At 42.1% G+C, this 24,969-nt stretch carries 23 protein-coding genes and 1 pseudogene; 12 read left to right on the top strand and 12 right to left on the bottom strand.

Annotation, left to right across the window (positions count from 1 at the left end):
- Positions 1–51: 51 nt before the first annotated feature.
- Positions 52–141: pseudogene (locus QQK21_RS11450) on the top strand (heme utilization protein HutZ); the annotation flags it as partial.
- 86 nt (positions 142–227) lie between these two features.
- On the opposite strand, the gene malK reads toward QQK21_RS11450, so the two are convergent.
- Positions 228–1,343 carry a maltose/maltodextrin ABC transporter ATP-binding protein MalK gene (gene malK, locus QQK21_RS11445; protein WP_284192326.1) on the bottom strand — a complete coding sequence of 372 codons (1,116 nt, stop codon included), beginning with the start codon at positions 1,341–1,343 and terminating at the stop codon, positions 228–230.
- Positions 1,344–2,119: 776 nt separating this feature from the next.
- On the opposite strand from malK, the gene malE reads away from it, so the two are divergent.
- From malE to malG, 3 genes are all read left to right on the top strand, one after another.
- Complete coding sequence (gene malE, locus QQK21_RS11440) at positions 2,120–3,304, top strand: maltose/maltodextrin ABC transporter substrate-binding protein MalE (protein WP_284192325.1); 1,185 nt, start codon at positions 2,120–2,122, stop codon at positions 3,302–3,304.
- A 65-nt stretch (positions 3,305–3,369) separates the two neighbouring features.
- The gene (gene malF / locus QQK21_RS11435) at positions 3,370–4,941 is read left to right on the top strand and encodes a maltose ABC transporter permease MalF (protein ID WP_284192324.1); all 1,572 of its coding nucleotides are present in this window, start codon (positions 3,370–3,372) and stop codon (positions 4,939–4,941) included.
- Between the two features lie 11 nt (positions 4,942–4,952).
- Positions 4,953–5,843, top strand: a complete 891-nt coding sequence (gene malG / locus QQK21_RS11430) for a maltose ABC transporter permease MalG (RefSeq protein ID WP_284192323.1) — start codon at positions 4,953–4,955, stop codon at positions 5,841–5,843.
- 268 nt (positions 5,844–6,111) lie between these two features.
- On the opposite strand, the gene QQK21_RS11425 is transcribed toward malG, so the two are convergent.
- From QQK21_RS11425 to QQK21_RS11410, 4 genes are all read right to left on the bottom strand, one after another.
- Positions 6,112–6,357 carry a hypothetical protein gene (locus QQK21_RS11425; protein ID WP_284192322.1) on the bottom strand — a complete coding sequence of 82 codons (246 nt, stop codon included), beginning with the start codon at positions 6,355–6,357 and terminating at the stop codon, positions 6,112–6,114.
- 89 nt (positions 6,358–6,446) lie between these two features.
- Positions 6,447–6,932 carry an acyl-CoA thioesterase gene (locus tag QQK21_RS11420; protein ID WP_284192321.1) on the bottom strand — a complete coding sequence of 162 codons (486 nt, stop codon included), beginning with the start codon at positions 6,930–6,932 and terminating at the stop codon, positions 6,447–6,449.
- 272 nt (positions 6,933–7,204) lie between these two features.
- Complete coding sequence (locus QQK21_RS11415) at positions 7,205–7,411, bottom strand: hypothetical protein (protein ID WP_284192320.1); 207 nt, start codon at positions 7,409–7,411, stop codon at positions 7,205–7,207.
- 166 nt (positions 7,412–7,577) lie between these two features.
- On the bottom strand, positions 7,578–9,014 hold the full coding sequence (locus tag QQK21_RS11410) for a glyceraldehyde-3-phosphate dehydrogenase (RefSeq protein WP_284192319.1): 1,437 nt from the start codon (positions 9,012–9,014) through the stop codon (positions 7,578–7,580).
- A gap of 549 nt (positions 9,015–9,563) precedes the next feature.
- Between QQK21_RS11410 and QQK21_RS11405 the strand changes: the two genes are divergently transcribed.
- Complete coding sequence (locus tag QQK21_RS11405) at positions 9,564–12,209, top strand: hybrid sensor histidine kinase/response regulator (RefSeq protein ID WP_284192318.1); 2,646 nt, start codon at positions 9,564–9,566, stop codon at positions 12,207–12,209.
- On the opposite strand, the gene QQK21_RS11400 is transcribed toward QQK21_RS11405, so the two are convergent.
- The 3 genes from QQK21_RS11400 to QQK21_RS11390 form a co-directional block, all read right to left on the bottom strand.
- Positions 12,192–12,644, bottom strand: coding sequence for a dCMP deaminase family protein (locus QQK21_RS11400; RefSeq protein ID WP_284192317.1), 453 nt, complete (start codon positions 12,642–12,644; stop codon positions 12,192–12,194). The genes QQK21_RS11405 and QQK21_RS11400 overlap by 18 nt on opposite strands.
- A 1,120-nt stretch (positions 12,645–13,764) precedes the next feature.
- Complete coding sequence (locus QQK21_RS11395) at positions 13,765–14,988, bottom strand: HlyD family secretion protein (protein WP_284192316.1); 1,224 nt, start codon at positions 14,986–14,988, stop codon at positions 13,765–13,767.
- Positions 14,988–15,311 (bottom strand): MFS transporter, encoded by a 324-nt coding sequence (locus tag QQK21_RS11390; RefSeq protein WP_284192315.1) that lies wholly within the window; start codon positions 15,309–15,311, stop codon positions 14,988–14,990. The genes QQK21_RS11395 and QQK21_RS11390 overlap by 1 nt, the downstream gene beginning before the upstream one ends.
- Positions 15,312–15,433: 122 nt before the next feature.
- Here QQK21_RS11390 and QQK21_RS11385 point away from each other — a divergent pair, with 122 nt between their 5' ends.
- The gene (locus QQK21_RS11385) at positions 15,434–16,435 is read left to right on the top strand and encodes an AraC family transcriptional regulator (protein ID WP_284192314.1); all 1,002 of its coding nucleotides are present in this window, start codon (positions 15,434–15,436) and stop codon (positions 16,433–16,435) included.
- Positions 16,436–16,448: 13 nt separating this feature from the next.
- Here QQK21_RS11385 and QQK21_RS11380 read toward each other — a convergent pair whose 3' ends face one another.
- Positions 16,449–17,114, bottom strand: coding sequence for a pyridoxamine 5'-phosphate oxidase family protein (locus QQK21_RS11380; protein ID WP_284192313.1), 666 nt, complete (start codon positions 17,112–17,114; stop codon positions 16,449–16,451).
- 94 nt (positions 17,115–17,208) lie between these two features.
- On the opposite strand from QQK21_RS11380, the gene pdxR reads away from it, so the two are divergent.
- The 6 genes from pdxR (at position 17,209) to QQK21_RS11350 (ending at position 22,521) form a co-directional block, all read left to right on the top strand.
- Positions 17,209–18,630 carry a MocR-like pyridoxine biosynthesis transcription factor PdxR gene (gene pdxR, locus QQK21_RS11375; protein WP_284192312.1) on the top strand — a complete coding sequence of 474 codons (1,422 nt, stop codon included), beginning with the start codon at positions 17,209–17,211 and terminating at the stop codon, positions 18,628–18,630.
- Positions 18,631–18,672: 42 nt separating this feature from the next.
- Positions 18,673–19,431, top strand: a complete 759-nt coding sequence (locus tag QQK21_RS11370) for a class II glutamine amidotransferase (protein WP_284192311.1) — start codon at positions 18,673–18,675, stop codon at positions 19,429–19,431.
- A 19-nt stretch (positions 19,432–19,450) separates the two neighbouring features.
- Positions 19,451–20,374, top strand: a complete 924-nt coding sequence (locus tag QQK21_RS11365) for a LysR family transcriptional regulator (RefSeq protein ID WP_284192310.1) — start codon at positions 19,451–19,453, stop codon at positions 20,372–20,374.
- An 86-nt stretch (positions 20,375–20,460) separates the two neighbouring features.
- Entirely contained in the window at positions 20,461–21,075 is a 615-nt protein-coding gene (locus tag QQK21_RS11360; RefSeq protein ID WP_284192309.1) for a LysE family translocator, read from the top strand.
- A 58-nt stretch (positions 21,076–21,133) separates the two neighbouring features.
- Positions 21,134–22,111, top strand: a complete 978-nt coding sequence (locus tag QQK21_RS11355) for a Gfo/Idh/MocA family protein (protein ID WP_284192308.1) — start codon at positions 21,134–21,136, stop codon at positions 22,109–22,111.
- Positions 22,112–22,122: 11 nt separating this feature from the next.
- Positions 22,123–22,521, top strand: a complete 399-nt coding sequence (locus tag QQK21_RS11350; protein WP_284192307.1) for an OsmC family protein — start codon at positions 22,123–22,125, stop codon at positions 22,519–22,521.
- Between the two features lie 18 nt (positions 22,522–22,539).
- Here the strand turns inward: QQK21_RS11350 and QQK21_RS11345 are convergent, their stop codons facing one another.
- The 3 genes from QQK21_RS11345 to QQK21_RS11335 form a co-directional block, all read right to left on the bottom strand.
- Positions 22,540–23,031 (bottom strand): L,D-transpeptidase family protein, encoded by a 492-nt coding sequence (locus QQK21_RS11345; protein ID WP_284192306.1) that lies wholly within the window; start codon positions 23,029–23,031, stop codon positions 22,540–22,542.
- A gap of 61 nt (positions 23,032–23,092) precedes the next feature.
- Entirely contained in the window at positions 23,093–23,263 is a 171-nt protein-coding gene (locus QQK21_RS11340; RefSeq protein WP_284192305.1) for a hypothetical protein, read from the bottom strand.
- 69 nt (positions 23,264–23,332) lie between these two features.
- Entirely contained in the window at positions 23,333–24,967 is a 1,635-nt protein-coding gene (locus tag QQK21_RS11335) for a BatD family protein (protein WP_284192304.1), read from the bottom strand.
- Positions 24,968–24,969 lie beyond the last annotated feature (2 nt).

The following is a 24,969-nucleotide window of genomic DNA, read 5'->3' as shown; positions in this document are numbered from 1 at the left end:
GTTAACGTAATGACAAAGTCGCTTGGTAATTAAGGTACGACAGAATCGCTTGGTGATCACAAAGCTTATCAGGTCTCTGGTGATGATTTAGTGGACTTTGTGCATTTAGAGCAAGGACATAAAAAAATTCAGCAAGGTTAGAAAAAAGGAGCATATCTTGCTCCTTTTACATAATTTCAATATCAATCTTGGTTGTGACACAAGTTGTCAACGGCTTAGGGGGTAATCTAGAAACCGACACCAGCTTCTTTATATAAGCGCTGACACGCAGAACCGTCACTGTGAAACAGATGGCAACGATGGGCAGGGATATCGACAGCAAACTTATGTCCCACCTCTATGGCCAATGTATCGGGCTCTCGATAGATAACATCAGCATCTGCCGCATCAATATGTAGATAAACTTGGGTTTCATTACCGAGCTTTTCAACAATATTAATTTTACCTTCTATCGTAGCATCACCTTGACCACTGGGTAATAAGTGCTCTGGTCTGATGCCCAATGACATGCGTGAACCACGTGTAACTGTTTGGCCATCAACAGGAATCCAAAAGACGGTACCATTGGCCAGTTGAACCATCACTCTATCTTCTTCTACGGCCTCAATGAACACACTGATAAAGTTCATTTTGGGTGACCCAATGAAGCCAGCAACGAAACGATTGTTCGGATAATGGTAGAGTTCTAGTGGTTTGCCAACTTGTGCCACGCAGCCTGTGTCAAGGACGACTATTTTATCTGCCATTGTCATTGCTTCGACTTGGTCATGTGTTACATAAATCATTGTACAGCCGAGTTTTCTTTGAAGCTTGGTGATTTCAGAGCGCATCTGTACTCTTAGAGCTGCATCTAAGTTTGATAGAGGCTCATCGAGAAGAAAGACTTTAGGTTGTGACACTAAAGTTCGACCGATCGCGACGCGCTGTCTTTGTCCTCCTGACAAAGCTTTGGGCTGACGATCGAGTAAATGGGTGAGCTGAAGCACATCGGCTGCGTTCTCGACTCGTTTATCTATTTCTGTCTTATTTGCTTTACTCAGTTTGAGACCAAATGACATATTCTCATAGAGATTCAGGTGTGGGTACAAGGCGTAGGATTGGAAGACCATACCCACACCGCGTTTTGATGGCTCAACATCGTTCATCAACTGCGAGTCGATATAAAGTTCACCTGATGTAATGTCTTCTAGGCCAGCAATACAACGTAGTAGAGTCGATTTTCCACAGCCGGACGGTCCTACAAAGACAACAAATTCGCCTTCTGCTATGCCTAGATCAACGTTCTTTGAGATTAATACGTCGCCATATGCCTTAGATACATTCTTTAACGTGACACTTGCCATCTCGTTTATCCTCGATCACTATTCTTTTTCAACTGCGCTTTGGTCTATGGGTTATCATCATGCAGCTATATCTATTAGGGTTTGCCTTTACGAGCAGGACCTATCCGACATGAAAGTACGGACTGGCTTGCTTTCTGAACCAATCAATCGCACGATATGTTCTGGTTGGAAGCTCCCATACCTTGTTGATACAGAGCGGTAAACTCAGTTCAAGAAATAAGGATGATGACGTTGTCATCACCCGTCAGAGCCAATACAGAGTTGTTCCTTTGGGTGACGATGATTACTGTTGCATGACAGACAAAAAACTTGCGACTTGAGCGCGTCATTGGTGTCAGGCAACGATTTTCTATCACTGTACTCTCGGCAATGCAACCCAGCTTTACGGTGAACCGAACAGGCTGGGAAAGGTTCCTACTATCCACTCTGGGACGAGTCCAGTTTGCTTTGTTTTACTCGAATGTTCATCCTCCTATTGGTTATTGGGCAAGGGGTGAGTCGTTAGGGAGTAGATGTCTTTATTCACTCAGCGTTTATCCGGATCAAAATCAAAGAAACAGTCTGCTTATTGGTGAATTGGATCACGGCCTATGAAATTTTTGTGATTTACATCCTTTTTGTCCACCGATGAAGATCACGAAAATACGCCATAATAGCCAAGGCGTAGAAGATGGGATGATGAGTTAATTGATAATTTGGCGAAAATACATGGTCAAATGAGGCGATGAGTCCTCAGTAGTTTGAGCCTAGAATTCATATACAAAAAGGATGTGGACATGAAAAATCCTCTCAGCAAAATAACCCTAAGTGTACTCGCGATAGTGACCGCTATAAATGCTCATGCGGCCATCGAAGAAGGAAAACTGACTGTGTGGGTCGGAGGAGACAAAGCTTATGAAGGAATGGCTGAGGTTGGTAAACGCTTTGAAGAAGAAACCGGTATTGAAGTAACCGTCGCTTTCCCCGAGAAGTTAGAAGAAAAATTTCCTAAAGCCGCTGCGGCTGGAGAAGGGCCAGATATTATATTCTTTGCTCATGATCGTTTTGGTGGTTATGCAGAAGCTGGGTTACTTACTGAAATAAAACCATCGAAAGACGTTGAGCAGGGAATCGTTGAGTTTGCTTGGGACGCGGCAAGTTATAAAGGTAAAAAGATAGCTTACCCCGTAGCTGTTGAGTCAGTTTCCTTAATCTACAACAAGGCTCTACTTTCAACACCACCCAAAACATGGGAAGAAATTCCCGCTCTGAATGCAAAATTGCAGAAATCAGGCAAGAAAGCGATTATGTGGCCGCTGAGAGATGGTGCCTACTTTACTTGGCCACTTTTGTCTGCAGATGGTGGGTATGCATTTAAGAAAGTCAAAAATGGCTATGACACCCAAGACGTGGGTGTCGCGAAGGAGGGTGTTCAGGCCTCTCTATTTTTTATCAATGACATGATAAAAAATAAAGTTATCTCGGCTGATATGAACTACTCAGTATCCGAATCTGAATTTGCGGCAGGGAATGTTGCAATGATAATCAATGGCCCATGGGGATGGTCGAACATTGATAAAGCGGGTATCGATTATGGTGTCACCACGTTACCTAAATTTAATGGTCAGGTGTCAAAACCTTTTGTTGGTGTTTGGGTAGGAGGAATAAGTTCGGTTTCTCCTAACAAAGAGCTGGCGGTAGAATTCTTGGAGAACTATTTACTCACAAACCAAGGGCTTAAAAGCCTTAATGATGATAAGCCGCTTGGCGCTGTTGCCTTGAAATCATTCCAGAAGTTAATTGATTCAGATATTCGTATTGCAGCAACTATGGATAATGCGATGAATGGAGAAATTATGCCGAATATCCCTCAGTTTACAACCTTTTGGTATAGCATGAAAGATGCGCTAGACAACGTTGTTGATGGTCGACAAAGTGTTCCTGATGCACTTAAAGCTGCTCAAGCAAGAATGACACAGTAATTGGATGTTTTAGAGTGAGGAATCTGTCCTCACTCATGTTTTTACTATCGCGAGCAGGGTATTATATGCAGTCGGTTCAGGATACGGGCACTATGCGATCACCAAGAGTGAGCTTGCCTTCAAACAAAAATGTATTGATAAAATGGGTGCTTCTGGCCTTAGTTGGTGTTATCAATGGCTACGCAACTATTTTAATGTACTCAAGAGGAGAGATGGCGTTTGCGCTTCTCACTCTTGTCATTACGGCACTGGCATTATTTATTTTTGGCAGCAACAAAACATATGCACACCGTTATATCTACCCAGGTATTGCGGGTATGATTTTATTTATTCTCTTTCCTTTGATCTACACGGTGAGCCTTGCATTCACCAACTACAGTGCTAAAAATCAGCTCTCTTTTGAACGGGCACAATCCGTTTTACTCGAACGCACCTATCAAAGTGGAGAAAGTTATCCATTTTCATTAATTAGCACAGCCAATGGGCATCGCATCCTGATCAGTAAGGAAGGGCAACAATATATCACCAATGAATTTAGCTGGGACAAGTTAAACCGTGAACTGCATTTGTCACAAACACAACGGGTTGACGGCAAAAAGGAAAATATAAAAACCATCATCAAAAATAAATCTCTGCTTGGCAGTATTGATTTATTTTTGCCATCCGGTGAAGTGATACGTATGAGTAACTTACGTAAATTTGCGGCCATCGGACCACTTTATACATTGCAGGATGATGGTGAGACTCTTTATAACAATGAAACCAACCAGTATCTAAAGCCTAATAACCTTATAGGCTTTTATCAACCGATCGACGATAAAGGAGCGTTTACTGGTGCTACTGTTTCTCCTGGATATATTGTTACAGTAGGAATGCATAACTTCGAGAGAGTTTGGAAAGAAGAAGGGATTCAACAGCCCTTTGTCAGTATTTTTGTTTGGACAGTGGTTTTTTCTGCACTAAGTGTTGGGTTAACTCTTATGATTGGCCTGATCTTAGCAAACATCGTCCAGTGGGAGGCGTTAAAAGGTCGTTCGATTTATCGTGTGCTCTTAATTTTGCCATATGCCGTACCAGCATTTATTTCAATATTGATTTTTAAGGGGCTGTTTAACCAAAGTTTTGGTGAAATTAATATGGTGTTGGAAGCACTTTTTGGTATTAGCCCAAGTTGGTTTTCTGATCCTCTCATGGCCAAACTGATGATTATTATTGTCAACACCTGGCTTGGGTTTCCATATATTATGATTTTATGTATGGGCTTACTCAAAGCGATCCCTGACGATTTGTATGAAGCTTCAGCCATTGATGGAGCGAACTTTGTTGATAATTTCCGTTTTGTTACTTTACCATTGATGATTAAACCGCTAACGCCTCTTTTGATTGCGAGCTTTGCATTTAACTTCAATAACTTTGTATTGATTCAGTTACTCACTCAAGGTGGTCCAAATATGTTAGGGACAACGGAGAGAGCCGGTCACACTGATTTACTCGTGAATTATACCTATCGAATAGCTTTCGAGGGTGCTGGAGGGCAAAACTTCGGTTTGGCAAGCGCAATAGCGACACTTATTTTCCTTCTCGTCGGGGCTTTAGCACTGCTCAATCTCCGCGTAACCAAAGTGGCTCAAGATTAAGGAGAGTTGTAATGGCGATGGTACAGGGCCAATCACTGAAATACAGAGTTTGGGCAACACATATATTATTGTGGTGTTTTCTTGCTTTAATTCTCTTTCCACTATTGATGATTGTTGCAATATCACTACGAGAAGGCAATTTTGCAATAGGAAGTATTATACCGGATAACCCTTCGCTAGAGCATTGGAAGCTAGCGCTGGGGCTCTCGGTAACCAATGACGACGGGACGATTACGTCACCACCTTTCCCTGTTCTTACTTGGTTGTGGAACTCAGTCAAAGTGGCTGGTATTTCATCGATTATGATTGTTGCTCTTTCAACCACGTCAGCGTATGCCTTTGCGCGAATGAAGTTTAGGGGCAAAAATACGCTTCTTAAATCTATGATGGTCTTTCAGATGTTTCCTCCTGTATTGGCACTCGTCGCTATCTATGCATTGTTTGATAAACTCGGGCAATACATCCCGTTTTTGGGCTTGAATACGCATGGTGGACTAATATTCGCCTATCTTGGTGGTATCGCGTTGCACGTATGGACAATTAAGGGATACTTCGAGACCATAGACACTTCTCTTGAAGAAGCGGCTGCACTCGATGGCGCAACACCATGGCAAGCCTTTAGGTTGGTTCTTTTACCACTGTCTGTACCGATTCTTGCGGTTGTCTTTATCTTGTCATTCATCATGGTTATTGGTGAAGTTCCAGTGGCGTCAGTACTACTTTCTGATGTAGACTCCTATACGTTAGCGGTTGGTATGCAGCAGTATTTATACCCACAAAACTATTTGTGGGGCGATTTTGCTGCAGCAGCAGTTTTGTCTGCATTACCAATAACGATTGTATTCCTATTAGCACAACGTTGGTTGGTTGGAGGGTTGACCGCCGGCGGTGTTAAGGGCTAATTACAATAATAAGGGTGGCTGAAAGGTTACCCGACGGTTTCTCGACTTAACCTACTTTGGTTTGGCCGCCGATCAGTTAAGGAGAGAGCACATCTGGCGTTACGCATAGCTGGCTGTTAGCTAAAATTCCTTACGATGTTACGACTAACAGTTTTTGTAACCAAAACCCGAGTCATTCGGGTTTTTTTATTGGTGCAAAATAGTGAGGCGTTGTCGAACAGGGTAGTTCTTCCAGTATTGATGGAAGTGTTAGAAATTGATTGAAGTGTTAGAACTCTCGGCTTGAAGGAGCACAGCCCAAGTATCTTAGTAGTACGTATAGGCTTTCCTGTGAGAGGGCGACTTTGCGAAATAAATCGGCAAACACATCGTCTCCGCCAAAGCATGTTTGGATATAGTGATTAATGTCTTGACTGGCATATCCGCTGACATACAAGCTTCTTACCCACTGATATTCAATGGCCTTCTTGTTGGTTAATGTTTCTTCACTCAGTGTGATCTCACTCAACTGCACGTCATGTCCCTTCCCTCAAATACTGGGCTGCTATTTAATCAATTAAAGATGAAGAAAAAATGACACAACCTCAATTTTCCTCTAAGGGCTTATTTAAGGTATTTCACATGCGCTTCCATTTCTTCACCTATTTGTGTCCGCATATTCATTAACCTTATTGCCGAGTCTCTAAGTTGGATATCATCTTGTGTTTCTGGAATCCATTCAGGAATGGGGGAGGGTTTTCCTTGCTCATCAACGGCGACCATTATGACAATGCAGTGAGTGGTTAGGCGGTTTTCTAGTACTTTTGGATCACTCGCTTGTACATCAATGGCGATGTGCATGGATGTCTTGCCTGTGTAGATAACCTTGGCACTGACTTCAACAAGGTTGCCCACATGTATAGGTGCGACAAAACGGATTCCTCCTGCGTAGGCGGTAATGCAGTATTTTCCACTCCATGCCGCAGCGTTGGCATAGGCTGCCAAGTCAATCCATTTCATTACCGCTCCACCATGGACTTTTCCGCCAAAGTTGACATCCGCTGGTTCTGCTAAAAAGCGAAGTGTAATTGCTCGTTGACCATTACTCATCTGTCAATCCTTCAATAATTATTAAACCTTAGACTAACTAACAAAGGTATTAATTAAATACAACAATTAATTCCAGCTTAGTCGAAAAAAATCATATTCCCCAGAATTAGCGGGGGGAAGTGTATCGCTATCGTGCTAAGGGCGGGTGAGAAGGCTTGATATGAATGGTTTGTCAATATGGAATGGGGCAAATGATCACCGCTGTAGTAACAGCGGCTATATAGAAGGTCAATGCAATGGTTTTTTGGGTCCTGAGTTCATCATTATTGAGACTATTTTGAGATGTCTTCATATTCTCCCTCCAATACAGTGCCTCTTGTTTGGCTCTGGAATTGTGAAGCGCGCTGGCGGAGTGACTTTTCGATTTTTTTGCCTGTTAGAAGTGCGATAATCGTCAAAGGGACGAGCATTATGATGCTAAAAGCAATGGTAAATAAACCAATAAAGAGCGCTAATACGCTGGCAATCATCTTATTCATATACTTAAACCTCACTATTGATATTTGTATATTAAAGCGTCATAAATGAACCAAACATGAATACACAAATAAAAAAGCCGCCTTTTAAAAAAGCGGCAAAGATGGGATAGATTATTATTATTGTTGTGGAGGCATGTTCCTAAGTTTTGTTAGGAAGAAAATCAGGTTATACGCTAGGGTAAGTTTTGTAACGAACACCCATCATTTGTTCCATACAATGAACAACTTGGCAGCTATATCCAAATTCATTGTCATACCATATATAAAGCACACAGCGTTTGTCTTGTGCGATAGTAGCCGCACCATCTACCACGCCAGCAAAACGAGAGCCAACCAAATCAGTTGAGACGACTTCGGTCGATTCGGTATAGTCGATTTGGGCAGAAAGCTCTGATTTTAGAGCCATTTCGCGCAAGTAGGCATTAAGCTCGTTTTTATCGGCCACAGTATCAAGGTTGAGATTGGCAACGGCCATAGAGACATTTGGTGTAGGTACTCTGATTGCGTTACCTGTCAGCTTACCCGCTAGCTCAGGCAGTGCCTTTGCCACCGCTTTGGCTGCGCCTGTAGAGGTCAACACCATATTTAGAGAAGCACTGCGCCCGCGGCGCTCTCCGGAGTGAAAATTGTCAATAAGGTTTTGATCATTGGTGAAAGAATGGACAGTTTCTATATGACCTGAAGTAATGCCATATTTGTCATTTACCGCTTTAAGTACTGGTGTAATAGCGTTGGTGGTACAACTCGCGGCCGAAATGATCGTATCTTGTGCAAGAATAGTATTCTCGTTAACGCCAAATACTATGTTTTTGATCTCACCTTTTCCTGGTGCGGTTAGAAGGACTTTTTCTGCGCCTTTACATCCAAGATGTCGGCTAAGTCCCTCGCTGTCTCTCCATACTCCGGTATTGTCAACGACTAAAGTGTTGTTGATGCCATAGGCAGTGTAGTCAACTTCTTCGGGCGTGTTTGCATAAATAAACTGAATGTAATTGCCATTGGCAATAATAGCTTTGCGCTCTTCGTCAACGATAATGCTGCCATTAAACTGGCCATGAACAGAATCTCTTCGCAGCAAGCTTGCTCGTTTCTCCAAATCCCCTTTTTTGCCGCCTCGTACGACGACCGCTCGTAGCCGCAAAGGATAGCCGGGACCACTTTTTTCTACTAAAAGGCGAGTGAGAAGTCGACCGATACGACCAAATCCATAGAGCACGACGTTTCGAGGTTCTGTGACCGTTTCACCATTCATTGCACCAAGTAAAGACGTATGTAGGAAATCCTTAACGCCATAGTCATCATCGCGGCCTTGCCAAAACTGATGAGCAAGTTGGCCGATGTCAACTCTACATGGTGAGAGTTCCATTTCGGATAAGGCTTTAATCAGTGGCAACGTTTGTTCTGTAGACAAAAGAGTCCCAGTATATCTTCGCGCGAGTTTGTGTGCCTTGATAATATCGATAGTTGCAGCGTTGACCATAGTTTTACCAAAGAGTAAAACTTCAACGCCTTTTTCGCGATAGAGTTGACCAAGTAGGGGGGAGATTGTTTCCGCAATCGTTTGGCTTGTTTGCCAGTCTAGAAGATGTTTCTCTGGACTCATTGTTTTTGGGGACCTTTCACGTTTATAGGACTGATTCTACTTCACTAATGTGTAGGGTTAGTGTTGTAGAGGATGTAATATATTTATTTTTATGGCGCGAATTGTAATACCTTGGCTCTTTTTCTGCTAGAAAAAATAATACCGCGTTTCGGTGAATGTTTATTGATTTTTATTAGAAATATTGTCGTATTTTTGCGGTTGACTTTTTTATTAAGTGATACTTTTTTTTTATCGAAAAATACACAGTTCACAATATTCCGCACCGAATTTGTTGAAGTGGGTGATTATTGGGGAGGGTGTCACGTTTTTGTTGCGTGATATGTTGATATACAAAGTTATCTGAGAGTGTTGAAAGTATATCATTAACTAGATCAATCAATTTTGAAAAAACCATGCACACAAAGGAAAAGTAGAGATGGCAAAATCAAATATTCTGTGTTGTAGAGGTTAAAAATGTATAAATTCCGTGTTTTAGACAATACATTGAGCGCGTATCGTCTAATATTGAATTTTTAGTGGTTGTTAAATGATTCGAAGGAACGAGTCTCAATGCTACTTACCAATATTTCGATTAAAAATCGGCTGTTGATTTTATGTCTTATCCCGACGTTAATGATTGTCGTGCTTTCGGTAAATGCAGTTCGGGATATTCAAGTTAAGCTCCATAGCAATCATGTTGTTATGGAGAAAATTGAATCGCTGAAATACCTGAAACAGCTGACCAGATATGTGTCTCAAATGCTTGATGGAAGTAATGACAAAAACACCAGAAACAATGGTCAAATTCTTGCGCTAAAATCAGTAAATAAAGTCGCCCAAGTGGCACATACCGAAAAACACAATCATCACGGATTTCATGGCTCCAATGGTACTCTCGCTAACATCAACTCACTTTTACAACTGATACCTGACACTGCTGATCTGGATGATAGCGAGCGCTTGAATAAAGGTCATGACATCTACAACGCCTTATTGTTACTTTACACTTCAGTGCAGTCGATAGAGAGCCACAATTTGGATTTGGATATTCATCAACTTGAATTGGCGATGAGTGATCTCAATTGGTTGTATTTTTGGATGGAACGCGAAGCGTGGCTTGTCCAAGAGATAGAAGTTAACCAACTGACGTATGCACAGTATGTAGAGGACTACTTTAAAATTAGTGAGAGGCAACAATTTTATTTTGAAAGAATTGTCAATCTAAGTGTTCACCTAATTCATACAGAGCCTTTACTGGATGTTTTACCAAAAGTCATGTCACAACGTAGCCAATATTTTGAAAAACGCACTTCGACAAATAGCGAAGGCTTTGTGACGTTTCCCTTTGAGTTGGAAAATCATAATCGAGAAGTAGAAAAACGCCTTGAAGCCTTATCTGACCAGCTTCGTCGTGATTTGATGAGCAACATTAAATGGAATCAATACACTTTGTACTTTTTTGCTACAGTAGGAGCCCTTGTTTTTGCTGCGATGTTTTTCTGGGGGGCGAGTACCTTATACCGTATTAATTCAAAATTGACTGACATTCTTGTGGTATTAGGAGGTTTGTCAAGCAGCAAAAATACCGATTTAGTGTCTGTTGATGGTAAAGATGAGTTTACTCAATTTGCTCAGGGTGTGAATTATATCATCCAAGTGCAGAAAGACTACGAAAAGGCTTTGCTGCTTGCTAAAGAAAGTGCCGAATCAGCAAACCAGACCAAAAGTGCTTTTTTGGCTAATATGTCGCATGAGATTAGAACACCACTCAATGGGATTATCGGGATGACGGAGATTTTATCGGATAGTCATCTCAATTCATCTCAGAGAGAGATCCTATCTGATATTGACGTCTCATCCCAAGCTCTACTGGTACTTATTAATGACATTCTTGATTTATCGAAAATTGAATCAGGAAATCTCGAATTATCTCCAAGTCATACCGATATTCGTGAGGTAACTTTTGAGGTAATGAGCATGGTAAGCACTAAAGCCTTAAAGCAGCAAGTTGAACTGAGCGTCAACTTCGCTTCAAACATACCAGAAAATTTACTTTTGGATGAATTCCGTTTTAAGCAAATTCTTATGAACTTGCTGAGCAATGCGGTTAAATTTACACAAGATGGTAGGGTTTCTGTTGTTGTTGAGCTCTGTAATGAGGATGATCTCTTATTTTTGCACTTTAGAGTCTTGGATACCGGTATTGGAATACAGAATGAAAAATTGGAGGAGATCTTCCAGCCGTTCATTCAACAAGACGAAGGAATTACCCGTCGCTATGGTGGCACAGGGTTAGGCCTGACCATTTGTCGTCAAATCGCCGAACTCATGGGTGGGAAAGTGGCGGTTAACTCGACACTTGGCGAGGGGAGTTGCTTTAGCTTCAAAGTGCCAGCGCACGGCGTTTGTTCTGAGGATAAAGGCAGGCGTATATTTAAGGGCAACGCACTGCTGGTGGTGAATGAAAGTCACTATAGTGCTCTAGTACAAAGTGAAGTTGAGCGTTTTGGTTTGGTATTGGCTAAAGTCTCGAATACACACAGTGCCATCTTGCTTAACGAGCAATTTGATGTGATTTTCTACAGCTACCACCCACAATATAGCTCACGTCAAGATCTTGCTTCATTAAAAGCACATTTTCAGTTTGCAGAGATTATTGGACTTCAACATCACCTGTACATATCATCAGACTACGGGGCCTTAGTATCTTCAAACCTTACTCTTCCATTTTTGGGTCGTCGGCTTGAGTCGGCGATATTCAAAGCAACTCGATCTATAGAGCATAACGCAGCGGATTCAGGGCAGGAGCGAGAGTTAGTCTATCCCACAAGTGGAACAGGTTGTATTTTGATTGTAGAGGACAACTTGATGAATCAGAAAATAGCCAGTTTTTTTCTTGAAAAAATAGGTATCGAGTATCAGATCGCAAGCAATGGGGCTGAAGCCGTTGCAATGGTCCAATCAGAGCAACATTATACGGCAATACTTATGGATTGTATGATGCCAGTTATGGATGGTCTCACAGCGACGAGAAATATTAGGGCTTGGGAAAAGGAATTGGGTAAAAGTCATGTACCTATCGTTGCTCTTACTGCAAGTGTTTTACCGGAAGAAATCGATCGCTGTTTTGAAGCAGGGATGGACGCTTATTTGTCCAAACCCTACAAATCCCAGCAGCTATTTGATGCTCTTGAGCAACTAAATGTCGCTGTGTAGTTCGTTGATAGGTAGCCAATGAACGTCGACACCTGCTTGTAGAAACATTTCTTGACTGACTTTAATTTTATCTCCCCAGCGAGATAGAAAATCTTGGGTTTGCTCAGGACAATAGACAGCGGATATACCTGTTTGAATGATTTTCGCAGCGCAATTAGGGCAAGGGAAATGCGTAACCCAAATCTCGCAGCCATCTAAGTCACGTTTGGCAAACAGAATCGCATTTTCCTCGGCATGGAGAGTCTTAAGGTATTTCATCTCTCGGTCGTCTGTCATTGCACTGTCTGATATACCGTGCGGATAGCCATTGAAGCCGACTGAAACGATTCGATTTTGCTTTGTGATAACCGCCCCGACTTGAGTTGATGGATCTTTACTCCAAGAGCCTACGAGAACGGCCATTTGATAAAATCGCTGCGCCCATTTAGAAATCATGTTGTTGTTCCTCTATGAAAGAAAACCCTATATAGGATAATTAACCGCTTATTCTGAAAGATAATATCCTGTTTTGTCCTGAGTTAGTCCAGAAAAATTCGTTTTGTCGTCAGGTCTTTTGTTTAGTCTTATATTTTGTGTGATTTTGATCGCATTAATCGCTTTGGTAATAATATAGCCTTGTAAGTAAAAGGCTTTGTAGCTTGTGAGATATTTCCTACAAATTCGTAAGCATAGTGATGGTTTTTGATATGATTATAGCCCTGGTTTTATTTTAAGTTGTTGTATAAATTAGAAATTTATATTTTTTAGCTACAAAGGGAGTTAATTGATTTAAAATTCCTCGTTGTTAAATGGCCTCTTTATCATAATCTTAAGTTGTCAGCAGGATGCAGGCATGGAACAGGAAAGACCCACGGATAGGTCATCTTCAGGAAAGAAGATTCGATTGTTTAGGATGAATAATCAGCAGGGAAAGCAAAAAAGGACATTGACTGGACGCAAGTAACTAGGATGGTTACAACAAGGAAAGTTAATGGATGCTTAATGGAACTAGGCAAGAGCTGTCAGGAAGACAGTTTAAAGGACACCGCTTTAGGATAAAGCGAAGAGAGTTAACTAGGAAAGTTAACGAGCTGGACGCTATGGACACCGCTAGGAAGGCGAAGTTAAGGAAAGAGCTGAAGGAATCAGTTTACTATCAGGGAATTGATGCAGGGAGCACTGGTTAGTAGCTGGAATGCTGCGAGTAAGAATAAACCCCATTAGGCGAGAGTCTAGTGGGGTTTTCTTCTATGCAGACTCTACATTTTCCAACCCATCACAAATACAAATTTGAATAAAAAAAGCCAATCTCAAGAAGCGAGATTGGCTTGTAGAATTGTGAACAATGCTCTATTCACTAACAACGTCAGTTGGCTAGGTGACTCTCGACTTACAGAGAGCCACTTTCAATAAAGCATTATATGTGCCAAGTTTTACAGTGCTTAATTGCTTATTTATTGGGCGGTGGTGGTCGCTTTTATATCAATTTTTTGCAAAATAAAAATGCATTTTGCAAATTCGCTTATATTGCTAATAATTTTTGGCAAAGTACTAGCGGAAGATCTATCACCTCACTTTAGATTGAATAAAAATAATATAGCTGTGACTTCATACGTATAATGATGCCTCGTAGCACATCAAGAAAAGCCATAAAGCCGATAGGCTTTTCTGCACTGACCCAAGCCAGACCCACAGAACCAACGGGTATATCGTAACCAAGCGGCTCATCCACCTTTAGGCGTACGAAATGATGTTTGTTTTGTAGATTGTTTCCTGTTGTAAGCCGAACAGAGTCGTCCCAACCGAGCAGATTGCCTTGAGATTCTCCAGTCGCTTCAACGATACCTTCAACATGCGCGGAAAATATTTTTCCTGGATAAACAGAAGACGCGAACTCGGCTACTTGTCCTACTTTGATTTTTCGCAGGGCTTGGTGATTGACGCGCATGAGTACATATTTTTCATTGGTATACATCTGTATTCTAGGTAGCCGAGAGACCAGTTGACCTTCACGAAGAATGAAATTTGTCACGAAGCCATCAATGGGTGCGTATATTTTAGTGCTGTCGAGATCCCACTTGGCTTTCGCAACCTGCTGTTGAGTGGTTTTCAACTGAGTTTGTTTGGTTTTGGCGTTTAATTCAGATGTTTCAATGGCGAGTTTTGCCCTCTCAATATCAATCTGCTGAGTGTTAATCTGTGACTCTATTGTGGTAACATTTTGCTTGGCAAGAGTCATCGCTGTTTCTTGTTTATCGATATCACTGGCCGTAATCGTGTTGTTGACGACTCGGTTTTGCTCACGGTACCGTTTTAGCATTTTGCTTTGCAGTTGGTAATCGGCTTTTGCGGAATTGAGTTCGCTTTCTAAGGTGTCCAACTCTTGAATCACTGCTTGGTATGCGTTTCTGGAAATACTGATATCTTGATAGGCGACATCCAACTCAGCTTGTGCAGAAGCTAGCGTTTGTTGTGCTTGATGATAAGAAATCTCATATTGTGTCGGATCGATTTGGTAAATCAGTTGTCCTTTGTATACGTCTTGATTGGGTGAAATGTGGATTTTTTCTACTTTGCCAGCAACATTGGGAGAATCAGGACGCAGCTGGATGTGCGGAGATTGAACAATCGAACCACCCGATAAATCCATTGGCGCATAATTAATGAGTCCTACCCAGACAAACATCAACCATGAGACACCTCCTAAATACGCGAAAGATTGGGTGAACTTATTCCATGGCATTCCTATCAGTCTGAGGATATAAATGAGTAATGACCAGACAGCGAGACCTTCTAACATTATGCTTCCTCTCGCTCTTGATTAGTTTTTGGTGCGTGGTTCCAAGTATCACGCAAATGAACAATTGCTTTTTCCATGTCGACAAATGCCAAGATTACCGCCACGACCCAAACCCAGTGCCAGATAAATCCAATCCAAGTCAGCGCAGTAATAAGGCCTATCTGGTGGTGTTCTTTACTGTGAGCTTTGTTGATAGGCAGCTCATGAAACTTCCATACTCCAAATAAAGTGGCTCCGAGGGTTGCCACCAAAACGATCGTCGCAAACACATGTAATACGGTATCAGCACCAGTATCGACGAAGGGAACACTCACTAAACTCATAACGACTCCTACATGAATTTTAAAAAAGCAGTTTGATCGTGGCATTGTGAGTAATATTTGTAATTTTATTGTCTATATGACAGATTAATTAAAAAAATGACATTAAGTGATGTGATCTGTTTATGAAAAGAGTAAGGTTTATGCGGGCTTTGGCAATCGGGCATATTCACCGCTCGGCACGATATCGATACAAGATACCCGATAATCGACTCGGCATTCCTGAGTCTGCTTTTCAAAATCCCATGACATTGATACCCATGTCAGAAATTAACTCTTGGTTCAATCAATTGGAGAATGTGACTAACAACGCAAACATCATTCTTGATACTAGCCTCGATGTTGATTTGAGTCGTATTGGTCCTATTTCACGCTGGTTGCTGTCAGGTAGCGATTTAGCCTCGACTATTCGACGAGTCAACTATGGTTTTAGTAGTTTGCAAAGTGGCGCATTTCTTTCAGCGTCGATAAGTGGACCATTGATAAAATGGACGTATCAAAACCCTTTTGTCGACCCTCAATGCAAAGTTCATGACAGTGTCCGCATTGCCGTTGTCTTAACAAAGATCTTGCGCCGATATTTGGGGGATGATTTTACGCCTTTACGCATACAACTTCAGGGCAGTCGTTGTGACAGCGCTGTTTATAAGCACTATTTTGGTTGCGATATTGAGTGGAGTCATTCGATGACTCAGGTCTGGTTTCATGCCGACTTACGTCTAGCGACGAGACAGCAAGCGAGAGCCCAAGTCGGACCCTTGGCAATGAATTTCTTAGATCTTGATGAACTACTTAATATGCCAGACGCTGAAGATGAAATAAAAGTCATTTATGAAATTCTCAACTATAGTCGCCACTACGGTCTACCAACGATAGGATTAGTCTCTAATTTATTGGGACTCTCGATTCAGCAATTTCAGCGCCGCCTGAGAGAGTTAGGTATGAATTTTACTACGGTTAGCGGTTATGTTCTGAGCAATATTGCTGTCGAAATGATGCGTCATGGATTGGAAGTCGAGGATATCTGTATAAGGTTGGGGTACCAAAACCTTGGCAGCTTTATACGTATGTTTAAAAAGCAGCGTGGTTTGACTCCAAATCAATATAGACAGCGCTATTTTGTGTAGCGCTATCTGATTTCTATATTTGCACGTTGCTGAACCAACGTGCCTCATATGCTTGACTGTAATCAGGCACGGCGATGTTGCTGTTGACCTTTTCTGGCTGTAATGGGCCTACAATGGTTCTATACGGTAGTACGCCACTCCAAACTGGTCTATCAAGATCATGCTTTTCATCTCTAACACCGTGACAGCTGATTTTAACCGATGCTTCGGTTAGAGGGATTTTTAGCAACATAGTTGCCGCTAGTTCACGTTGACTACTCAGTCTAATATCTTGAGTTCTACCTGGAGCAATTTGTTCGATAAAGTGGTTGAGTAATGCATCTTTTTCGTGGGCATCGTGAACAGGCTCGAACTTACCGAGGACTATCGCTGAACGATAGTGAGCGCTGTGATGAAATGCTGACTTTGCGAGAACCCAGCCATCAAATAAAGTAAAGGTTAAACAGGTGTGGTGTGATTGCTGTAATTGACGCATTAATCGACTGTTTTGCGCTCCGTGTATATAGACATAATTGTTCACGCGCCATGCTAACATGGGAATCACTATGGGGCCCTGCTCATCGTGGATTGCGATATGCGCGATGAGACTTTCATCGATAATTTGTTCTAAGTGATTCCTGTCAAAACTGGCTTTATGAGCCCCCTTTTTTATTTCAGTTCTCTTGGTGTTGGAAAGCATCGAGTTTCTCTTAATTGTGACATTGTGTTATCAATTTAAATACAAATTGGTATTCTATTAAGGGCCAGTTTGTAAAAAGTGATGGAACCAATTTATGGCTTTAATTGATATTGGAGATCTAAGTCTCCTTGGTGGAGCAGAAACACTTCAGCAGCAGCTGTTTAATGCGATTAAGGTTAAAATTGTCAGTGGTCTATGGCATTTGGGGGGAAGGCTACCCTCCACTCGTACGTTGTCAGCAGAACTGGATGTAAGTCGCAATACGGTTAATGCCGCTTATGATCAACTTCTAGCCGAAGGATATATCGAGAGTAAACCCGGATCAGGTTTTTACGTTTCATTAGAGCTACCGAATGACTTTATCCCAGAAATGCAGGCCCGATGTCCCATTGACAGATCAATCCCAGCCCTAGGAAAAAGAGCCTTGTTTGAACGTGGTGTTCCTGATTTAAAGCAATTTCCAATAAAGACTTGGCAAAAACTCATGCAAAGGCATGTTTTACGTACAAGTTTACTGGGTAGCCAAGATATTCAGGGTAGTCTAGCACTCCGATCTGCGTTGGCTGAGTATTTGTCATCGAGCCGTTCTGTTTGTTGTTCCCCTGGCAATATTCTAATCACTTCGGGTGCTCAGCAGGCTCTTATGATAGCAACAATGAGCGTACTTTCTTCACATGATAAAATTCTGATGGAGCAGCCGGGATATACTCAAATGGCTAAGATTATTGAGCTTAACCAATACCACTTAGAGCCTTTGAGAGTCCATGAAACAATTGGTTTTGACTTGGATGATGTAAAGCGAAGCCGTGCCCGAGCACTCTATATTACGCCTAGTAATCAATACCCTATGGGTACAACACTCAATACAGAAGCTCGTTTGCAACTGATAAAATGGGCTGAAAATCAGCAAGGATGGCTCATCGAGGATGACTACGATAGCGAGTTCCAGTTTGCAAATCGGCCTTATTCTTGTTTGCAAGGCTTAGCTAGCCAAATAGGGCTGTCAAAGCATGTCATGTATATTGGTTCAATGAGTAAGGTGATGTTCAACGGCTTAAGGATAGGTTATCTTGTCGCTCCGGAGCATCATGTACAAAGGTGTCTCGAAATAAAGGACGCTTTAAGTGGTGGCTCTCCTTCTCATACACAAGAGGCACTGGCGGACTTTATTGGGGAAGGGCACCTTATTCGTCATATACGAAAAATGCGTCGTTTATATAAACAAAAGCATCAAAGGGTGGTGGATGGCCTTGCGCGACGTCTTGGTCAACAGGTCAAAGTGATCAGTCAGGCTGCAGGGCTTCATGTCACTATCAAGTGGGATCATGGTATCAGTGAACTAGAATGGTCAAAAAGAGCATCTAATCATGGTATCCAGTTACAGCCTTTGAGCTACTATGAACATAGTGGTGATATAAATAGGTCGTGGCGTGCGGTGGTGCTAGGATTTGGCAATACACCGATGGAGGAAATAGAGCCAAGCATAGAATTGCTTGCTCAGTTGTTTAATTCATGATTTTATGCCACCAAAATTATCACTAGTGTTTAAGGAGTTATTATGTGCCGTTGGTTAGCTTATCAGGGAGAATCGATTTACCTCGATGAGTTAGTATATGAACCAGAGCACTCGCTGGTGCATCAAAGTATTGATGCGAGGAAAGCCGTTACGCGTGTGAATGCTGATGGCTTTGGCCTAGGTTGGTATACAGAACGTGATACTCCTGGACAATTCCATGAAGTTTTGCCTGCCTGGGGAGATGAGAATCTGCGTTCTTTGACGCATCATATTCGTTCTCACCGATTTATGGCTCATGTACGTTCATCTACTGGTACTCAGGTTGCTCGTTCAAATTGTCATCCATTCATCATCGATAACTGGATGTTTCTCCACAATGGACAAATTGGTGGTTTCCAGCAGGTCAAATATGATTTGCATCAGCAACTGCCCGAATCCCTTTTCCTTAAAAGAATGGGAACCACGGACAGTGAGCTTATCTTTCTTCTTATGCTAAAAAATGGTTTGCGAGAGCAGCCTGTTGATGCCATTCGAAAAACATTAAGTGATATCAGTCAACTAATGGTGAGTCGGGGCATTAAAGAGCCATTAAAGGCTTCAATTTGTATCTCTGATGGAGAAAAGCTTTGGGCTGTTCGTTATAGCTCAGACAATGATGCCCCCACGGTGTTTATACGCAAAGAAGGCTCTAATATTGTGTTAGCTTCTGAACCTTTGGAACAAAATCGTGGTTGGAAAAAAGTGACAGAGCAGACTGTTTTAGTCATTGAAGGTGACGCGGTAACATCATATCCAATATAGTGGTCAGTACATAAAACCTATGTCTTTAAACCATATCAATCTTAACTTATTGCGTTCTTTGCAGGTCTTATTAGAAGAATGCCATGTGAGTCGAGCGGCACTTAGGCTCAACATCACCCAATCAGCGGTGAGCCGTCAACTCGCCCAACTTCGGGAGTTATGTGGAGATCCTTTGCTTGTTAGGCAAGGGAATATACTGGTGCCAACACCAAGAGCATTGAGTATGCAAGATCAGCTCTCATGCTTGCTTGAGGAATTTGAACAGCTGTTTCAAGGCAAGCCATTTGACCCCAAAACTTGGTGTCAGGAGTTTGTGTTTTCATCCAGTGATTATGTTGCTCAATATATAATACCTAGTGTGGTATCTGAGCTTGCGAAGCAAGCTCCTAATGTCAATCTGAATTACCGTTTATGGCAGCCAGATTATTTGCAGAGTCTTGGTGAAATGGGGATACATCTAGCGTCTACGATGCAGCCTCATCAGCCAACCCACATAACAAGCATTAAGATTGGTGAAGATAAGTCGGTTTGTTTAATGCGGCGTGGGCATCCTGCGTCGAAGGAAAACACGCTAAGTATTGATGATTTAACACGTTACTCATACATAAAAGTAACTGGTGGCGGGGATAAGGACTCCATAACGGATGATGCGCTTAAAATCATGGGATTAAATAGGCGTATCGCTTTGAAGATTCCTTTCTTTTCTGCGGCGGTTAATGCCTTGTCTTCTAGTGATTATCTTATGCTCGTTCCCGAGCATATTGCTTTGAATCTGACTCAAGATCATCCGTTAGTTTATTTTCCTTTACCTTTTGAGGTGAGGCCTCATCTGTATTGGCTTATGTGGCATCCTAAGTATGATCAAGATAACGCACATATTTGGGTACGTAAGATGGTCCTCAGTAGTATGCGTACATCCAGATACTCCATTGGTATGATTTAAAATCATACCAGATATCAAAAGGTTTGATTTCAAATCATCTATTTGCTTCGATAATCTAGAGAAACATAACTTTCTCGGGAATGAGTATGACACTGACAATTTGGTTATCACTTTTTACAATTTGTATTTTAGGCGCTATGTCACCAGGGCCCAGCTTAGCCATGGTCGCGAAGCACAGCTTAGCGGGCGGCAGGAGAAATGGATTAGCGGCAGCATGGGCACATGCGTTTGGCATCGGCATCTATGCATTTATCACCCTGATTGGCCTTGCTGTCATTTTGCAGCAGTCCCCATTTCTTTTTAAAGCAATCAGTTACAGCGGTGCCGCTTATTTGGCATACCTTGGTTACAACGCACTGCGATCTAAAGGTGGCGTTGCGGCAAAACTTGAATCAGGTGAAGATACGTCGATACAGCAGTCAGCAAAGGAAGGATTGCTTATTTCTATCCTTAGCCCAAAGATCGCCCTGTTCTTTATTGCTCTATTTAGTCAGTTTGTCGCCGTCGGCGATAGTGTATCAGCGAAACTGCTGATTGTTTTAACCCCATTGGTTGTTGATGGTTTGTGGTACACCTTTGTTAGTTTAATGCTGTCGAGTCCGCGTTTATTGGATAAGATTCGTTCCAAAGCACAATTAATCGATCGCTTGTCCGGTTTGGTTCTGATACTTTTAGCATTAAGAGTTATTATGACAGTGTAAACGTGCAGCATTGATTCGAGGAGTCTTTGACTCCTTTGTTGTGCTTGGAGGGTAAATAATGATAAGACTTGCCATCGTGGGGACCAATTGGATTACCGATCAGTTTGTTGAAGCAGCATTGAAAACGGAAAAATATCAATTGGTAGGTGTCTATTCTCGATCGCTTGATAAAGCAAGAGAGTTTGCAGAGAAGTATGAATCTCCTGCTTTGTATAATGACTTTGATATTTTTGCTCAGTGCTCGTCATTTGATACTGTTTATATCGCAAGCCCCAACTCTTTGCATGCGCCTCAGGCAATAAAATTACTCGAATCGGGTAAACATGTTATTTGTGAAAAACCGTTGGCTGCCAACGATGTGTTGGCCAAGACGATGTACCAGACTGCGTTGAATAAACAGGTAATTTTGTTCGAGGCATTCATGTCGCCCCATACACCAAACTTCAAATTACTAAAGCAACATTGCAATAATATAGGTAAGATTCGCAAAGCATTAATAACCTATTGTCAGTATTCATCGCGATACCCGAAATATCTTGCTGGTGAAATGCCCAATACCTTTAATCCAGAATTTGCAAATGGCTCAATCATGGATATTGGTTACTATTGTGTTGGATCTGCTGTGGAATTATTTGGTGAGCCGTTATCGGTTAAGGCGCAGGCTCAACTCTTGGATAGTGGGGTTGATGGCAGTGGCAGTATTATCTTAGGGTATGATGGGTTTGAAGTGGTTCTTCAGCACTCAAAAACCAGCGACTCATATCTGCCGAGTGAAATTCAAGGTGAAGAAGGGGCTTTGTTGATGGAAATGATCTCGACCGGAAGAAAGCTAACCAAGATTACGAAAGGTAGCGTAGGTATTGATTTAACGGTTAAACAAGATCCTAACCCAATGTATTATGAAGCCTTGGTTTTTGCTGAGCAATATGCTCAAAATCAGATTGATGAAGCGTGTATGAAGCGCTCGTTGATCGTTGCTAAGCTGTTGACTGAAATTCGTCAGCAAACGGGTGTGAAATTCCCAACCGATGTATAAGGAAGGTGAACATGCAAGCTGAAGTGAAGTGGATAGAAGATTTCAAATTTCTAGGGCTTTCCCAATCGGGGCACACTATTGTCATGGATGGTAATGGGGGAGAGTCGGCTCCCAGTCCAATGGAAATGGTGCTCATGGCCGCAGGTGGGTGCAGCTCTGTTGATGTTGTTGATGGTTTGAAAAAGCAAGGTCAGCAAGTTTCGGCGTGCAGCGCCAAGTTGACCACTGAACGTCGCGACAGTGCGCCTCGGTTATTTACTAAAGTAAATATTCACTTTGAAATATCTGGGCAAGGCTTAGATACGGATATTATTGAGAAAGTCACCGCAGACTCGCTACAAAAATATTGCTCAGTGTGCTTAATGCTCGGTTCGGGAGTTGAAATGACGCACAGCTGGGAAGTGATTTAATGCTGAATGGATTCTCGCTTACCAACGAATATCAATTGGGGTACCTGGCTGTACAAGAGTCAGTAGCTCATCCATTTCTTCATTTGTAATCGCAATACAACCATTGGTCCAGTCAAAACTTTGCACAAAGTTGGCTGGACGGGACTCGCCATTTCTTAAGCCATGAATTTTAATGTTGCCACCCGGTTCGACTCGTAGTGCATTTGCGTAAGCGATATCTCGCTGGTTGGGGTAACTGATATGAATTGAGCGATAAAACTCGGAGTCATCAATAACAAAGTCAAGATAATAACGCCCTTCTGGTGTTCGTTGATCACCCTCCTGCCTTTTGTGTCCTTTGGGTGACTTTCCCAAGGCTATCCTAAACTCACGTATGATTTGTTGGCCATCAATTAAGTACATCCGACGTTTAGACTTGTCGACTTTGACTAAATCAACTTGTGCTGTCGATTCGCATGTAAAGATGAGTAAGAAAACGATAACAGCGAGTTGAGTGATATTATGCTTCATTATCCTACACTCAAAATGGAAAGGTAGCGTCACCGCTACCTTTCGAGATAAAATATTATCACTAGGGCGAGATAGAATATACATCTCGCTCCGTAAATCCCAGGCTCTTCAATGCTTCGATTGCTTCAGTACGACTCTCCGCATCGACTTCAAGTGAAGCCATTTGGGACCCATCGAAATAAACGATGACATAATGAGTACTGGGATCTGGCTTTTCTATTGCCGACATCATTCCTCCAGCTATCATTTTTCAATGAAATAGGACTTGAATCATGCCTCTTATCATTTTGCCTTCGTCTTGTTAAAGCTTAGCCAATTCCTCCTCAGGCTTGTTATTTGAACGAGGCATCTTGTCCACCTTTTTAATAAGTTTAAGCAGATTTGAAGCATTCCAGCCAGTTTCTTGTGAAGAAAAACGCGATTTTTGCATAAGATCCAGCTCCTCTTTTATTTCTTTTCGCATTTTTTCATCGTCAACATTAACCGGAGTTAACCACTGAGAAGCATAGTGCTGAGCTTTGAAGTAGTCTTCCGATTTAAGCGCATCAACTAACGGGGCACTTGAGTCCAAGTCGAGCTTTGATGTCTGATTGATGGTCTGTTTGGGAGCCCTGCTGCGATAAAATAATCCACTAGTAATTATCCAGAGTGTTGCAAATAGTGCCGTTAGATAAGGCCAAAAACCAGCGTCATTGACGGTAATAGTCTTTGTCTCGATAGGCGCAGAATACTGAGGGGGAGCAACGGAAGTATTCAAGCTTTCGCCGGGGGCAACAGTCAACGTTAAGCTGTCTAAGTGCGCCGTATTTTGCTGTTTGTTTTGGCTATCCCACCAATTGAGATCAAAGCTGGGTAGTTTGATGCTACCGGTTTGTTTAGGGATCAAAACTTGTTTAAGCGTCATCCGTGTCACCCCATTATCCAGCTGTGAAAATTGTGGCTTCTCAGAATATACGCGAATACTCTCTGGATAGCTGATCTTGAATTCAGGTAAACGCTCTTGAGGTAGCCCCTCAACCTCCATTATGATTTCTCGGGTGAGTGAATCACCGACTTTGGTTTCAAGCACAGAGTTGGGAGTAACTTGTTCTCCACTGGCCGTTGTCCACGTTTGCGCTAGAGATAGCCTTGAAGTAGGTAGCCATACACCAGTATACCCATCCGGCTTAGGCTCAACCTTTATATCGAAGGTTTCTGCTGGAGTATCAATAGTGATAAGCTTTGTGGTGCCAATTCTGTCATTGCCATAAATAACGGTGCCTTTAAAAGCGGCGCTACGCAATGTGAAGTCCCCTGGATTGTCCGCCGTGACTCTATAGTTTTGATCAAGGACGGTTACTTCAACACCATCGAGTACACTTTGATATTGATTAGGTTCACCTATTTGAGTCAAAGTCAGTCCATCTGCGTTAGGTGGTAATACCTTTGGGTCCTGTAATCTTCTCGGATCGGCCTTGACTATGAGACGAATTCGTAATGAAGCACTTTCATTTGGGTACAATTGCGTTTTATCTAGGGAAGTGCGTAACTCGACCAAATCTGATGCTTTGGGTTCATCTAAATCTTGTGTAACCTGTATAGCAATAGGCTTTGAACTGTTACCATCAATTGTGAAGGCAGGAATTTTCGCTAAGCCTAATTTTTGTGCTGCTAAGGTAATATTCCACTCACTTCTGATACTTCTATTGCCGTTCACTATATTGATAGATGAGCCAAAACTTGGCCTGCTGACGTAAAAATCCTGCTCCAGTGAGCTAAAGTCGATATCGTCGGATGAGACTTTTTCATCCACAACAACGCGCAGTTGGAAAACTTCATTTTTCACGACTTTGTTTTTGCTTACGGTTGCCCATATATTGGCAGCCATCGAAACAGGGCTAAAAAAGACCATTGCTAGAGCTAATAAGCCCATCACTTTAAATACTTTTTGATTCATGA

Source organism: Vibrio zhanjiangensis (assembly GCF_030161235.1).
Classification (GTDB): Bacteria; Pseudomonadota; Gammaproteobacteria; order Enterobacterales; family Vibrionaceae; genus Vibrio; species Vibrio zhanjiangensis.
This window is presented reverse-complemented; position numbering and strand designations above follow the sequence as displayed.

What these genes read in the sequence shown, in the direction of transcription:
- malK (WP_284192326.1), bottom strand. Translation starts at nt 1,343, where the DNA reads ATGGCAAGTGTCACGTTAAAGAATGTATCTAAGGCATATGGCGACGTA.
- malE (WP_284192325.1), top strand. Translation starts at nt 2,120, where the DNA reads ATGAAAAATCCTCTCAGCAAAATAACCCTAAGTGTACTCGCGATAGTG.
- malF (WP_284192324.1), top strand. Translation starts at nt 3,370, where the DNA reads ATGCAGTCGGTTCAGGATACGGGCACTATGCGATCACCAAGAGTGAGC.
- malG (WP_284192323.1), top strand. Translation starts at nt 4,953, where the DNA reads ATGGCGATGGTACAGGGCCAATCACTGAAATACAGAGTTTGGGCAACA.
- QQK21_RS11420 (WP_284192321.1), bottom strand. Translation starts at nt 6,932, where the DNA reads ATGAGTAATGGTCAACGAGCAATTACACTTCGCTTTTTAGCAGAACCA.
- QQK21_RS11415 (WP_284192320.1), bottom strand. Translation starts at nt 7,411, where the DNA reads ATGAATAAGATGATTGCCAGCGTATTAGCGCTCTTTATTGGTTTATTT.
- QQK21_RS11410 (WP_284192319.1), bottom strand. Translation starts at nt 9,014, where the DNA reads ATGAGTCCAGAGAAACATCTTCTAGACTGGCAAACAAGCCAAACGATT.
- QQK21_RS11405 (WP_284192318.1), top strand. Translation starts at nt 9,564, where the DNA reads ATGCTACTTACCAATATTTCGATTAAAAATCGGCTGTTGATTTTATGT.
- QQK21_RS11400 (WP_284192317.1), bottom strand. Translation starts at nt 12,644, where the DNA reads ATGATTTCTAAATGGGCGCAGCGATTTTATCAAATGGCCGTTCTCGTA.
- QQK21_RS11395 (WP_284192316.1), bottom strand. Translation starts at nt 14,988, where the DNA reads ATGTTAGAAGGTCTCGCTGTCTGGTCATTACTCATTTATATCCTCAGA.
- QQK21_RS11390 (WP_284192315.1), bottom strand. Translation starts at nt 15,311, where the DNA reads ATGAGTTTAGTGAGTGTTCCCTTCGTCGATACTGGTGCTGATACCGTA.
- QQK21_RS11385 (WP_284192314.1), top strand. Translation starts at nt 15,434, where the DNA reads ATGAAAAGAGTAAGGTTTATGCGGGCTTTGGCAATCGGGCATATTCAC.
- QQK21_RS11380 (WP_284192313.1), bottom strand. Translation starts at nt 17,114, where the DNA reads ATGCTTTCCAACACCAAGAGAACTGAAATAAAAAAGGGGGCTCATAAA.
- pdxR (WP_284192312.1), top strand. Translation starts at nt 17,209, where the DNA reads ATGGCTTTAATTGATATTGGAGATCTAAGTCTCCTTGGTGGAGCAGAA.
- QQK21_RS11370 (WP_284192311.1), top strand. Translation starts at nt 18,673, where the DNA reads ATGTGCCGTTGGTTAGCTTATCAGGGAGAATCGATTTACCTCGATGAG.
- QQK21_RS11365 (WP_284192310.1), top strand. Translation starts at nt 19,451, where the DNA reads ATGTCTTTAAACCATATCAATCTTAACTTATTGCGTTCTTTGCAGGTC.
- QQK21_RS11360 (WP_284192309.1), top strand. Translation starts at nt 20,461, where the DNA reads ATGACACTGACAATTTGGTTATCACTTTTTACAATTTGTATTTTAGGC.
- QQK21_RS11355 (WP_284192308.1), top strand. Translation starts at nt 21,134, where the DNA reads ATGATAAGACTTGCCATCGTGGGGACCAATTGGATTACCGATCAGTTT.
- QQK21_RS11350 (WP_284192307.1), top strand. Translation starts at nt 22,123, where the DNA reads ATGCAAGCTGAAGTGAAGTGGATAGAAGATTTCAAATTTCTAGGGCTT.
- QQK21_RS11345 (WP_284192306.1), bottom strand. Translation starts at nt 23,031, where the DNA reads ATGAAGCATAATATCACTCAACTCGCTGTTATCGTTTTCTTACTCATC.
- QQK21_RS11340 (WP_284192305.1), bottom strand. Translation starts at nt 23,263, where the DNA reads ATGATGTCGGCAATAGAAAAGCCAGATCCCAGTACTCATTATGTCATC.
- QQK21_RS11335 (WP_284192304.1), bottom strand. Translation starts at nt 24,967, where the DNA reads ATGAATCAAAAAGTATTTAAAGTGATGGGCTTATTAGCTCTAGCAATG.